Raw genomic sequence first — 11,729 nt, 5'->3', positions numbered from 1 at the left:
TGAAAAGATGGATGGTTGTATTCATGGTGTTATGTATGACGCTCTTCCTGTGGGGATGCGGCAAATCGAACAATGCCGGCGGCGAAACCTCGGTTCTGGACGGAGGGGCGGGAGAAAGCGCTACGGAGCTGTCGTATTGGACGTTTGTTGAGCTGCACGGCCAGCACTTCGAGAAAATGCTCGGCAAATGGAACACGGAGAATCCCGATCGCCAGATCAAGCTGAACGTAACGGTCATGCCTTATGACGACATGCATAACAAATTATCCATCGCGGTTCAATCGGGGACGGGTGCCCCCGACATTGCGGATATCGAGCTTGGGAAGTTTCCGGATTTCCTTGCCGGCACGCCGCAGCTTGAACCGCTCAACGACGTCATTGATCCATACCGGGATACCATCGTGAAATCCCGTATCGACCTTTACAGCAAGGAGGATGTGAATTACGGCATCCCGACCCATGTCGGAGCTTCCGTCGCCTTCTATAATACCGAGATTATGGAGGAGGCCGGGGTCAATTATCAGGATATCGTGACTTGGGAGGATTTCAAGCAGGCCGGTATTCAGGTATATGAAAAAACCGGCAAATATATGGGGACGGCCGATACAAGCGCGGCTTGGCAAGCTTCCATGCTGCTCGCGCAGCAAGGCGCGGATCTGACGGACGATTCCGGCAATCCGATCGTGAATTCGGAGCCGATGGTGAAGGCCATGACGCTGCTCAAGGATCTGCAGGACAGTAATGTCATCGCCACCATCGCCGGCGGTCAGCCTGACACCGAAGAGGCCTACGGCGAGTTTAATGCAGGAAATTATGCCACGGCTTTCATGCCGTTATGGCAAATGTCCAGATATACCAACTACATGTCCGATTTGTCGGGAAAAATAGCCATCGCGCCGATTCCGGTCATCGAAGAAGGAATGCCCCGGTCCGTTGGCGGCGGCGGAACCGGCACGGTCGTGACCAAGACGGCAAAAGACGTGCAGCTGGCAAAAGATTTTCTGGCCTTCGCCAAGCTGTCCCTGGATGCCAATAAAGAAATTTGGAACACGCTTGGATTCGATCCGGTCAATATGGACGTTTGGGATATGAAGGATGTTACGCACAATGCCGAGAATCAGTTCGTGAAATATTTCGTCAATAACCCGTTCGATGTCCTGAATGAGATCCGGGATGAAATCCGGTTAATCAAATCGACCTCCGCATCGCCCACCATCAACAACGTCCTGTGCACAACCACCTTCAACGAGATTTTTGAGGACGGCAAGGACATTACCGAAGCCCTGAATGACGCCCAGAAGCAAATCGAACAGGAATTGAAATAACGTTCGCTTATACGGTACAAAAACGAAGAGCTGCTCATGGATCGTCGGTGAGCGGCTCTCATTTAAAGGAGTCGAATCATGATTAAAAAATTTCTGTACTCTCAAAAGGTTGCTCCTTACGTGTTTGTCCTGCCGTTTATTCTGGTATTCCTCGTGTTCTGGGTGTTTCCGCTCGGCAGCTCATTCAGCATGAGCTTTCAGAAAACGCAGCTGGGGCAGGAAGCGGATTGGGTCGGCTTGGCTAATTACGGGAAGCTGATGGGGGACGGCGTCTTTTTGAAGGCAGTCACGAACAGCGCGATTTACATGGTGTTGACGCTTCTGATCCTGATTCCGTTTCCCATGCTGTTCGCGGTGCTGATCAACAACAAGTTCATGTGGGGGAGGGAGTTTTTCAAGTCGTCTTTTTTCTTCCCTGCACTGACGTCGGTCGTTGTGGCGGGCACCATCTTCCGGCTCATGTTCGGCGAGATGGAAGGATCCCTGATCAACAGCATCCTGGGGTGGTTCGGGATCGATCCGGTGAAGTTTCTGAAGGGACAGGTCACCGGCTATATCGCGCTGGTGGCTCTCGCCACTTGGCGGTGGACGGGAGTCAATATGCTTTATTTTTTATCGGGACTCAAGAACATTCCGGGTGAATACTATGAGGCGGCATCCATCGACGGGGCCTCGGCCTTTCAGAAGTTTACCAAAATCACGATGCCTTTGTTGAAGCCGACCACGATTTATGTGTTAACGATCAGCATTTATGCGGGGCTTGCCATGTTTATCGAAAGCATGATGCTCTGGAACGGCAACAATTCTCCGAAGAATATCGGCCTCACGATTGTCGGTTACCTGTACCGTCAAGGCATCGAGAAGAACAATTTGGGTTATGCCGCCGCTGTAGGGATCGTGCTGCTGGCAATCACCATGATCATTAACCTGACGCAGCTGAAGCTCTCCGGCATGTTCAAGAAGGAGGATTGAGGATGAGAAGAGAAACGCTGGTCAAAATAATCCTCTTGATCTTGTTCTCCATACTGTGCTTTCTGATCCTGGTGCCTTTTTATGCCGTCACCATCGCTTCCTTCAAACCCGGCGAGGATTTGATTCGGTATGGCCTGAATTTGAAATTTGATCTGTCGGTGATGAGCCTGGACAATTTCGCCTACCTGTTTACGGGCGATCACTCCTACTTCATGTGGTTTATTAACTCCTTGCTCCTCACGGTGGTGCAGGTCACGTTAACCCTGCTGGTCAGCGCAACCGTTGCCTATGGGTTTGCAGCCTATGATTTTATCGGCAAGAACTTTTTGTTTATCTGCGTGCTTTTGATTATGATGGTTCCTTTTGAAATTCTTCTTCTACCGTTATACTCCCTGACGTACAATCTGGGCCTTATGAATACGTACTCGGCGATTGTGCTGCCGGGGATCGCAAGCGCGGCCACGATTTTCTTCTTCAGGCAGTATTTAAGAGGGGTTCCAAAAGAAATGATTGCGGCAGGTCGGGTCGACGGGGCCAGCGAATACGGGATCTATGTACGGTTGATCCTGCCCGTGATGAAGCCGTCCTTTGCAGCCATGGCGATTCTGAACGGCATGAACAGCTGGAACAATTTCCTGTGGCCGTTCATGGTGCTAAGCGATGATCGCAAGTACACGCTTCCGATCGGGTTGAAGACGCTGTTGACTCCTTACGGGAACAACTATGATTTATTGATTGTCGGCTCTTTTTTCTCGATCATTCCGATTTTCATCTTGTTCATGGCTTTTCAGAAATACTTTATTGACGGGATGACGGCGGGAGCGGTGAAAGGATGACGGCTCGGTCCGTATGACCGGACCAGCCCAGCCCTTGCTGACGGCACCTCAAATCCATTATGATACAAGGAAACCTGCGTATTCTGATGAATGAGGTGACGTAACTTGCATCCTGTAACAAAGGCTCTATTATGGATTGGCGGCGCCCTGATCGTGATCGGGCTGCTGTGGCCTGTCATTGGCCGATTCGTCGGCCGGCTGCCGGGCGACATCGTCGTGGATAAACCCAATGTCAAAATTTATTTTCCGATCGTAACCTGCCTCGTCATCAGCGTGGTGGGCTCGTTGATTCTGTTTCTGATCCAGCAGTTTCGCAAATAGTCGGGATTTCATAAGAAAAACGTCTATCGACGCACTTTCCCAGAAGACAGACCGCGGTTAGGGGATGTTTTTCTTGCGATATCAGGAAGGCGCCTAAGCTTTGGAGTTTATACTTTCTGATATCTAAAAAAAACAGGCCGGTTAGGGGTACCCCTAACCGGCCTGTTTAAATGGAAAAGCCGATTTATTTTTGGATGATGGTGATTTCGGCATTCGGATCCAAGCTAAACACGATGGATTTGAACCTGGGCATTTCCAGAATATGAACCCGGTAGACCAGCTGCTGCGAATGGGCGGGCTCACCGTGGTTCGCGCCTTCACCCTTGTCTTGTGCCGATTGGGGATCATACCCCATGATGGCTTTCATGGTGTGCCGGATTTCCGCTTCGCTGATGCTTCGAATCCGTACCTCCCGTTTAAGCGGAAGGCTTGAAGTCGTAACGCGCCCGGTCTCCAGTGCCATCAGGCACGCGATGGCCGAATACATCGCCCGTTCCCAGCCGAGGAGGAGCCCCGCCAAAGTCAGTACCAACAGATTGATCATGATATGGACGTAGGGCAGTTTCAGCCGGGTCAGCAGCTGCGATAGCTGCTGGGGGATCTTCGGCATCTGGAGCGTATCCAGGACGACGCCGTAACGAAGGCCGATGCCGATGCCGAGACCGAGGAAAATGCCGCCGATGCCTGCGCTCCCGATCTTGCTGTCGATGAGAGCGGGAATCGGAAAGAACAAGATCGAGCATACGGAAAACGTCAGCAGCCCGACGGTTGCAATGACGGCTTTTTCCCGGTTCGACCGGCGATAGGCCAGCAGAAGCAAGGGCAGATTTAATGCAAACAAAAACATGCCCGTATGAAGTCCCGTCAGATGCGAAGCGAGCGCAGAGATTCCCGTTACGCCGCCCGCGATGATTCCGCTAGGAACAAGAAATAAATCCAAACCGAACGCTGCGATCAGTCCTCCGATGGCAGCCATGCTCAGTCTTCTTCGTGTACTTGCCTTGCTTGCGGCCTCTTGTGCACCGTTCGTTGTCCGAACCGGGGCTTGAACCATAGGCAATGTACCCTCCTTTATCCGCTGGCACTTTTATCCTTTAGCTTCGGTTTAACCGGTTTCTTCTCCTTATGATCTTTAAATTTAAATATCTTGTTCAAGAAGTTATAGACGTGCTTGGACTCCTTGGTCAGCAGCGGTCCGAGTATGGCGAGTATCAGTACATACAGGGCTGCGAACGGTTGAATGAAGGTTGCAAGCCCGCCGGCTTTCCCCATATTGGCGAGAATGATGGAAAACTCCCCGCGGGATACAATCGTCAGACCGATATTGGAGGATGCTTTCGAAGACAATCCGGCGCTGCGGCCGGCAAGCATGCCTGCAATGAAGTTGCCAAGAAGCGTGATGATCACGGCGATCAGCGATAACCACACAGCTCCGCCAAGCTCGGACGGTACTATCGTTAAACCGAAGCTAAAGAAGAATATGGCTCCAAAGAAATCGCGGAATGGTAATATCAAATGCTCAATGCGTTCACGATGCTCGGTTTCGGCCAGAACAAGCCCGACGAGCAGCGCGCCGATGGCCTCGGCAACATGAATCGTTTCAGCGAATCCTGCGAGCAGGAACAACGCGCCGAATACGACCAAGGCAAACAATTCGTTAGACCGTATATTCAATGCTTTATTCAGAAGCGGTACGGCTTTACGCCCGATAATAATGACTAGCAGCATAAATCCAAGAGCGATCACGGCAGATATCAGGACGCCGCCCAGCGACGAGGAGCCGCTCAATACGAGCCCGGAAAGAATCGAGATATATACAGCGAGGAATACGTCCTCAAACATGATGATCCCGAGGATCATCTCGGTCTCCGGATTCGCCGTTCTTCTCAAGTCGACCAGCACCTTGGCTACGATAGCGCTCGAGGAGATGGTCGTTATGCCTGCGACAATGAGCGTCTCCGCCAAGGGAAATCCGGCAAAGATCCCGATCATCAGTCCAAGTGTAAAGTTAATGGCAATGTAGATGCTGCCACCTACAACGATGGACTTGCCCGATTTGATCAATCGGCCGACCGAGAACTCGAGTCCGAGATAGAACAGAAGGAAGAGTACGCCGATCCGCCCCATAAAGTCGATGAGCGGAGCACTTTCTATAAAACGAAAATCGAAAGATCCAAAATGAAAAGCATGAGGCCCAACCGCCATCCCCACCAGAATATAGAAAGGGACGACGGAAAACCGGAGTTTAGCTGATAGCAACCCCGCCAGGGCGATCAAGGCAATCGCCAATCCTACTTCTAAAACCAAATGATCCATTCATCAACCACGTCCGTTCATCAAGATTTGTTTAAATAGCCGCTGTTGTTGACGTTCACCTACGACGACGAGCGTCGAATCCGGTGTAATGATAACGTCAGGTCCGGGATTGATTTGTTTGCTGTTTTTGTCAACTCTTGCGATGATGGTTGCGCCTGAGGCTTGGCGTACGCCCAGATCGCCAATCGATTTACCTGCCCCGTAATAGTGGGGCTCGATGCGGTACCACTCGATGATCAATTCATCCAGCGCCATGTCGATCGTTTCGAGCGCCTTCGGTTTATACGTGAGACCGCCGACGATGGCCGCAATTTGACGGGCCTCGTCATCGTCCAGGGAAATCATGGAGATGCTTTCGTCCGGATCGTCATATTCATAATGGTACATTTCACGGCGGCCGTCGTCATGAATGATGATGACCAGTTTATCGCCACCGCGGGTATCAATTACGAATTTCTTACCGATTCCAGGCAAATCTGTTTCGCGAACATGCATAGATTAGAGTCCTCCTAAGAAATACACTTTTTAGTTGTTTTGCACACCGATCACACGGATATCAAAAATACACGCAGCCAAATAAAACAATCCATTCACGATGAAATTGCACAGTCTTTAATAAACCCTAATGCACAGGTCAATCTGCGCAGGCTGTTTACTGTTGTTGCATGGGAAAAGAAAAATTGGCAAATTTAAGAAACCGCAGTCAGTTGGAATGCGAAAAAGTGTGGAGGACTAGACGAACTTCGATGTGAACTTAATGGGGAATAATACTAAAAGCCGGAGTCGAAGCGGAATAATCGGCCGATAGGGCAGACGTGTTTTGGGAGCCTGCTGCATCACAATGGCCGACATCAATAAGAACAGCGCTATGGTATTGCCGGCTGCCTTAAGTTTGGAGAGAATTTGAGAGTGTTTCAGAACAGCCGCTTTCAGATGATGGTCATGCTTGTAAACATACCGCTCATCTTGGGTTTCGTTGCTGTAATACTCCTGGACGGGAATATATAGGGCAAATGCCGTAACCAGAACAAGCACCAGCATCCATGCAATTCTTGCCGTTTTTAAGAAACAGTTCACGGTTACTCCCCCTTCGTCCCAAGCTTCTATGTTAATCATAACATAAAAATAATCGTTCTCAAAATGAGAACGATAAATTATTTTTGAACACTTTTACAGATCGATTCAATTTTTTACATTATATAGAAGCGATGCTTTTTCTATTTTTTGCGTAGCTTATCATAGTTTTCCGTATCGGGCCCGATATCGGCTTTCGCTTGATCCTTATCTTCCAAAACGCCGAGGACAAGATCGTCGAGTTTATCGGTTGCGGCCTGATCCGGCCGGTCGGGCTCGGGGATCGGATCCACGCCGGGGAATTGACCGTCAAATTCAGGTTTCTTTTTGCTCATTAGGCTCTCATTCCTTTCTGGCAATATTGTGGCACAAAAGGATCTGTTATATGTAACGAATAAACGCGGGAGATGAAAGTGAAACAATGCAGGAACGTCGGCCTGGTAACAATTCACCTTCTATATAGTGTAACTCTATATATCAATCAGCTATATAAGAATATGCTAGAATAGTAGAGGAATATTATACCAGGGGTTATTTAGGCATGAAGAAAAAATGGATAGGCTGCACCCTTGCTTTATTGCTTGTATCCGGCTCTGTCGTATCTGCGCATCCGGGACGAACGGATGCCAACGGAGGGCATACCTGCCGAACCAATTGCGAACGCTGGGGTCTGTCATATGGCGAGTATCATTATCATAACGGCGGTGGGAGCTCTTCCGGAAGCAAGTCGTCTTCATCCGCGCCTAAGTCGAAATCATCGCAAAAGAGCACGGCTAAGCCTGCAGCGCCGAAGCCCGCGGCTCCGGCTTATGCTAAGTCCGGCCTTAAGGTTTACGTCAACGGCAGCGTGGTAAAATTTAATAGCGAGCCATTGGTGTATAACAACATCAATCTGGTGCCGCTGCGGGAAATTGCGGAGGGCATGGGGGCTAAGGTCAACTGGAATCGCGATGCGGCCAGCATCGGCGTGCAGAGAGGCAATCATAAAGTCACGCTCACGATCGGAAGCAAAACCGTTTATTATAATGGCAAATCGGAAACCGTTGCGGTCGCTCCCCAAGTGATTGACGGCGTGACGTATGTTCCCATTCAGGTGTTTGCACGGGGGCTGGGCGCTGGCGTGAACTATACCGAGCATGATAAAATTCTGAGAATATCGTTTAAGGAATAAAATAAACACGGATTCCATTTTGCGAACAGAGAGGGGAAGAGTTTGCTTTGAGTTTTTTTGATAAATTTAAAGCCGGCGTATCGGACGCCGGAAACAAAGCTAAAACGCTGGTGGAGATCAATCGGTTAAAGCTGCAGAACAACGGCAAAAAAAGCGATATCGACGAACAGCTCCTGGAAATCGGCAAGGTTGTATTCGCTTCAACCGAAGCAGGGAAGTGGCCGCCTGATCAGGAGAGCATCCAAAGCTACGTGGCCAAGATTCATCAATTGAATTTCGAAATCGAACAAAATCTGCTCCAGATTGCCAACCTTACGGATGAGAAAATATGCCGAGGGTGCGGGAACAGTTCAGCCGTGAATGCCAAATTTTGCGCCCACTGCGGCCGAACGTTCGAAGTAATTCAAGTTCAAGCGGAAGAGCAGCGCAAAGAGGTTCCGCTGCTGGAGGATGGCGGCGACCAAGAGGAGCCGAAATAGAAGCTGTTTGCTTCATGAATAGCCGTACCCTGGTTCGGGAATGACCAGGGTCGGCTTTTTCTTTTTGTGCGGGGTGAAGGAAGCAGCGCTTTATTAGGAGAATGATTATTAAGGTGATCTTACTCACGACATAATCGTTATATAGTAATATTAGCTTACTAGCTGGAGGGAGTGAGGACATATGCCGAAGAACACGGCCTGTAATGATGAATTTAGTCAACATGGTGATCGAGGGGTGTCAAGGCTGCTTAAAGGTAACGTTCTATTGCTTCCCGTATGCGTAATTTTGATGCTCCTTGCTGCCGGGTGCAACGGCCCGGGGTCTTCGGAGGAGGAGAATCCGCCGGAGAATCTACCCAAGGGCGCATCCATCAACATCGTCATTTCCAGTCTGGGGATGACGTTCCCTGCAGGAATGGACGAGAATGACAATCCGTACCTGAATTACATCGAAGAGCGTACGGGGCTCGAGATCGGAGTCAATCTTCCTCCGCCCGAGGTATACAACGAGAAGCTCGATGTCATTATGTCCTCAGGCAATTTGCCGGATATGCTCCATACGTACGAGCCGGTGTGGTTCGACAATTACGTCAAGCAGAAGGCCTTTATGCCGCTGGATGAATTAATCGACGAGTACGGCCCTCACCTGAAAGAAAAAATTCCGCCGGAGGTCTGGGATCGGGTCCGGTACGGCGGTAAAATCTATGCGGTTCCGAGCTTGAATGAGGTGACTGGAGCCGAATTGATGTATGTCCGGAAGGACTGGCTCGATCGGCTCGGCTTACAGCCGCCCGAAACGCTGGAGGAATATTACGAAGTCATTCGTGCCTTCACCCTGGATGATCCTGACGGTAATGGGGTCCAGGATACGATCGGTTTAACCTTGACCTCGAGCCTGGGAAGGTCTTCGCCGTTTTTCGGCGCTTTCGGCACGCAGCGGAATACGTGGTTTGAACGGGACGGGCAGCTGGTGAACGGAAGCATTTTGCCGGAAACGAAGGAAGCCCTCGCTTTTTTTGCCAAGCTGTATCAGGAGAACCTGCTCGATCGGGAATTTCCTTTAAACCTGCAAAACAATCTGTTCGAAAAAATAGAAAACGGCACGGTCGGCCTGTTCTCCGCGGCTTGGTACGATACGCGCGGACCGATTGCGGCCAATATGAGCAAGGACCCCGAGGCCGAATGGATGCCGCTTCCGTATCCGACGGGACCGGACGGATTTAAAGGCGTTGAAGGGAAGGACATCATACGAGGTTATAACGTCATACCGGCCGAATCGGAGAAGGCTGCCGAAGTAATCCAGTTTTTAGACTTCGTTGCCAGCGACTACAAGACGCTGAAACTCGGCTTCGAGAACGAAATCTGGCGCTGGGAGGACGGGGCGATCGTAACGGATTTCGCGCTGCACGACAAGCATTTATACCGCGGCATTTACCAGTCCCTTGTCGACGTGCCGGATCAATTGCTGTTCAAGGAACGGCTTGATTCGCTCGGGGACTTCAATCTGTACAACAATCTGCAGCTGATCAATCAGCATATTATTCCGAATGCATTCTACGGAGTTCCTACCCCCGGGATGACGAAATACAACACGAAGCTTAAAAATCTGGAGGATGTGTTCACGAAAATCATCATGGGGCTTGAGCCGCTGGACGCATTCGACGACTATGTGAAGACCTGGAAGGAAGAAGGGGGAGATGAAATCACGAAGGAAGTGAATGAATGGTACTCCAAACAATAATGCTGGCGGCCAAGAGCGCGGGGGACCGAGTGATCGACTTGTTTCGCTGGATCCGGGATCGGTTTTCGCAGAACATTCAAACCCGCTTGACCGGTTATTTTCTGCTGATCCTGCTGCCGCTGGTCATTATCAGCCTCTTCGCCGTAGAGCGGTCCCGGGATATTCTCTACGAACAGGCGGTGGGGAGGACGGAGATGGCGCTGTCGTCGGCGATGAATCATTTTGATCTGGCGCTGCAAAACGTGGAGGAGATATCGACCCTGATTGCAGGGGATCCAGGAATGAACGAGCTTCTTAACAAAAACAGCACCAACTTCTCCCCTCAATCGATCGTGGATTTCTCGCACATTTTGGAGCAGCTGTCGAATTCCGTTTCGGTAAACCGGTTCGTATCCCAAATTACGGTGTATCATCGGGCTTCCAACATGTTCATCTCTACCCATTACGGCGGCAAAAAGCTGACGGGCGAGACGCAGCAGGAATGGCTGGTGGAAGCTGCGCGACGGAACGGAACGGGGATTTCCTACGTCATGTCGGAAGCCCCAGTGGCGGAGGGCATTACGTTTGGCCAGATGACCAATACGGACAGCATTTCCCTGATTCGGGCCATGGACCTGTACAACAGCGAACGGCAGTCGAATCTGCTGGTGGTGTCTTTTAATAAAAGCAAGCTGCTGAATATCATCAAGACGCTGCTCCCGTCCGAGAACAGCCGCATCGCCCTGCTGAACGAAAGGGGAGAAGTGGTGGTGGAGACCGGAAGAGTGTATCAGGAGGATATTACCGACAAGGAGATGACGGTCACGATTGATTCGGATTACTCCACATGGCGTCTTGAGCTGGTTCAGCCGAAAAGCGAGCTGTACAAAGAGACCGATCAGCTGCGCCTGTTCACGGTTGCGATCATCGGGCTGAGCATCCTGCTGGCCATTATCATTTCATGGGTGGTGTACAGCGGGATTGCCTCACCTGTGTTGAAATTGTCGCGCGGGATGAAACGGCTCAGCAGCGGAGAGCTGAACATTCATGTCGACACCAAGCGGAAGGACGAATTCGGTTTTCTCATCCAGTCGTTTAACAAAATGGCTGTCGTGCAGAAGCATCTGATCGAGGATCACTACGAGCAGCAGCTGCGATTGACGACAACGGAGCTGAAGTTTCTGCAATCCCAGATCAATCCGCATTTTCTGTATAACACCCTCGATTCGATTTATTGGACGGCCAAAAACTACGATGCGGATGAGATCAGCGAGATGGTGATGAACCTGTCGAAGTTTTTCCGGTTGAGCCTGAACAAGGGCAGACAGGTGTTTACGATTGAGGAGAGCATTACCCACCTGCACTACTATTTACGAATCCAGCAGCTTCGTTTCATGGACAATTTCACTGTGGATTATCAAATTTCGGAAGAGAGCAAGGGGGTTCCGATTCTCAAGCTCCTGCTTCAGCCTTTGGTGGAAAATGCCATCATTCACGGCATGGAGGGCAAATCTT

The 11,729-nt window shown here is 50.4% G+C and carries 13 protein-coding genes; 8 read left to right on the top strand and 5 right to left on the bottom strand.

Annotation, left to right across the window (positions count from 1 at the left end):
* Positions 1-11 precede the first annotated feature (11 nt).
* The 4 genes from HMPREF9412_RS12835 to HMPREF9412_RS12820 all read left to right on the top strand — a co-directional run bounded on the left by HMPREF9412_RS12835 (position 12) and on the right by HMPREF9412_RS12820 (position 3,454).
* Positions 12-1,325, top strand: coding sequence for an ABC transporter substrate-binding protein (locus HMPREF9412_RS12835; RefSeq protein WP_009591960.1), 1,314 nt, complete (start codon positions 12-14; stop codon positions 1,323-1,325).
* A gap of 78 nt (positions 1,326-1,403) precedes the next feature.
* On the top strand, positions 1,404-2,297 hold the full coding sequence (locus HMPREF9412_RS12830) for a carbohydrate ABC transporter permease (protein ID WP_009591951.1): 894 nt from the start codon (positions 1,404-1,406) through the stop codon (positions 2,295-2,297).
* A 2-nt stretch (positions 2,298-2,299) separates the two neighbouring features.
* Positions 2,300-3,133 (top strand): carbohydrate ABC transporter permease, encoded by an 834-nt coding sequence (locus HMPREF9412_RS12825; protein ID WP_009591962.1) that lies wholly within the window; start codon positions 2,300-2,302, stop codon positions 3,131-3,133.
* Positions 3,134-3,238: 105 nt separating this feature from the next.
* Positions 3,239-3,454: a DUF2905 domain-containing protein gene (locus HMPREF9412_RS12820; protein ID WP_009591958.1), complete on the top strand. Its 216-nt coding sequence runs from the start codon at positions 3,239-3,241 to the stop codon at positions 3,452-3,454.
* Between the two features lie 184 nt (positions 3,455-3,638).
* On the opposite strand, the gene HMPREF9412_RS12815 is transcribed toward HMPREF9412_RS12820, so the two are convergent.
* The 5 genes from HMPREF9412_RS12815 to HMPREF9412_RS12795 all read right to left on the bottom strand — a co-directional run bounded on the left by HMPREF9412_RS12815 (position 3,639) and on the right by HMPREF9412_RS12795 (position 7,179).
* A complete protein-coding gene (locus HMPREF9412_RS12815; protein ID WP_009591963.1) occupies positions 3,639-4,508 on the bottom strand; it encodes a YitT family protein in 870 nt (289 codons plus the stop codon).
* Between the two features lie 17 nt (positions 4,509-4,525).
* Complete coding sequence (locus HMPREF9412_RS12810; RefSeq protein WP_009591957.1) at positions 4,526-5,770, bottom strand: cation:proton antiporter; 1,245 nt, start codon at positions 5,768-5,770, stop codon at positions 4,526-4,528.
* A 3-nt stretch (positions 5,771-5,773) separates the two neighbouring features.
* On the bottom strand, positions 5,774-6,265 hold the full coding sequence (locus tag HMPREF9412_RS12805; RefSeq protein WP_009591954.1) for a cation:proton antiporter regulatory subunit: 492 nt from the start codon (positions 6,263-6,265) through the stop codon (positions 5,774-5,776).
* Between the two features lie 237 nt (positions 6,266-6,502).
* Positions 6,503-6,847, bottom strand: a complete 345-nt coding sequence (locus HMPREF9412_RS12800) for a hypothetical protein (protein ID WP_036672078.1) — start codon at positions 6,845-6,847, stop codon at positions 6,503-6,505.
* A gap of 140 nt (positions 6,848-6,987) precedes the next feature.
* The gene (locus tag HMPREF9412_RS12795; RefSeq protein WP_009591956.1) at positions 6,988-7,179 is read right to left on the bottom strand and encodes a hypothetical protein; all 192 of its coding nucleotides are present in this window, start codon (positions 7,177-7,179) and stop codon (positions 6,988-6,990) included.
* Positions 7,180-7,385: 206 nt separating this feature from the next.
* On the opposite strand from HMPREF9412_RS12795, the gene HMPREF9412_RS12790 reads away from it, so the two are divergent.
* From HMPREF9412_RS12790 to HMPREF9412_RS12775, 4 genes are all read left to right on the top strand, one after another.
* Positions 7,386-8,015, top strand: a complete 630-nt coding sequence (locus tag HMPREF9412_RS12790; RefSeq protein WP_009591955.1) for a stalk domain-containing protein — start codon at positions 7,386-7,388, stop codon at positions 8,013-8,015.
* 47 nt (positions 8,016-8,062) lie between these two features.
* Positions 8,063-8,494 (top strand): hypothetical protein, encoded by a 432-nt coding sequence (locus HMPREF9412_RS12785; protein ID WP_009591953.1) that lies wholly within the window; start codon positions 8,063-8,065, stop codon positions 8,492-8,494.
* A gap of 181 nt (positions 8,495-8,675) precedes the next feature.
* On the top strand, positions 8,676-10,235 hold the full coding sequence (locus HMPREF9412_RS12780) for an extracellular solute-binding protein (protein WP_009591961.1): 1,560 nt from the start codon (positions 8,676-8,678) through the stop codon (positions 10,233-10,235).
* Positions 10,217-11,729, top strand: a 1,513-nt coding sequence (locus tag HMPREF9412_RS12775; protein WP_009591959.1) for a sensor histidine kinase, incomplete at its 3' end; no start/stop codon positions are given. The genes HMPREF9412_RS12780 and HMPREF9412_RS12775, both read left to right, overlap by 19 nt.

It is taken from the genome of Paenibacillus sp. HGF5, from assembly GCF_000204455.1.
GTDB lineage: Bacteria > Bacillota > Bacilli > Paenibacillales > Paenibacillaceae > Paenibacillus_AQ > Paenibacillus_AQ lautus_A.
The sequence above is the reverse complement of the archived record's forward strand: the minus strand, read 5'-3'. Positions and strand labels throughout refer to the sequence as shown.

Excerpts from the sequence above, each read along its gene's own strand:
- HMPREF9412_RS12805 (WP_009591954.1), bottom strand. The coding sequence starts at position 6,265 with ATGCATGTTCGCGAAACAGATTTGCCTGGAATCGGTAAGAAATTCGTA.
- HMPREF9412_RS12815 (WP_009591963.1), bottom strand. The coding sequence starts at position 4,508 with ATGGTTCAAGCCCCGGTTCGGACAACGAACGGTGCACAAGAGGCCGCA.
- HMPREF9412_RS12780 (WP_009591961.1), top strand. The coding sequence starts at position 8,676 with ATGCCGAAGAACACGGCCTGTAATGATGAATTTAGTCAACATGGTGAT.
- HMPREF9412_RS12835 (WP_009591960.1), top strand. The coding sequence starts at position 12 with ATGGTTGTATTCATGGTGTTATGTATGACGCTCTTCCTGTGGGGATGC.
- HMPREF9412_RS12830 (WP_009591951.1), top strand. The coding sequence starts at position 1,404 with ATGATTAAAAAATTTCTGTACTCTCAAAAGGTTGCTCCTTACGTGTTT.
- HMPREF9412_RS12795 (WP_009591956.1), bottom strand. The coding sequence starts at position 7,179 with ATGAGCAAAAAGAAACCTGAATTTGACGGTCAATTCCCCGGCGTGGAT.
- HMPREF9412_RS12825 (WP_009591962.1), top strand. The coding sequence starts at position 2,300 with ATGAGAAGAGAAACGCTGGTCAAAATAATCCTCTTGATCTTGTTCTCC.
- HMPREF9412_RS12790 (WP_009591955.1), top strand. The coding sequence starts at position 7,386 with ATGAAGAAAAAATGGATAGGCTGCACCCTTGCTTTATTGCTTGTATCC.
- HMPREF9412_RS12810 (WP_009591957.1), bottom strand. The coding sequence starts at position 5,770 with ATGGATCATTTGGTTTTAGAAGTAGGATTGGCGATTGCCTTGATCGCC.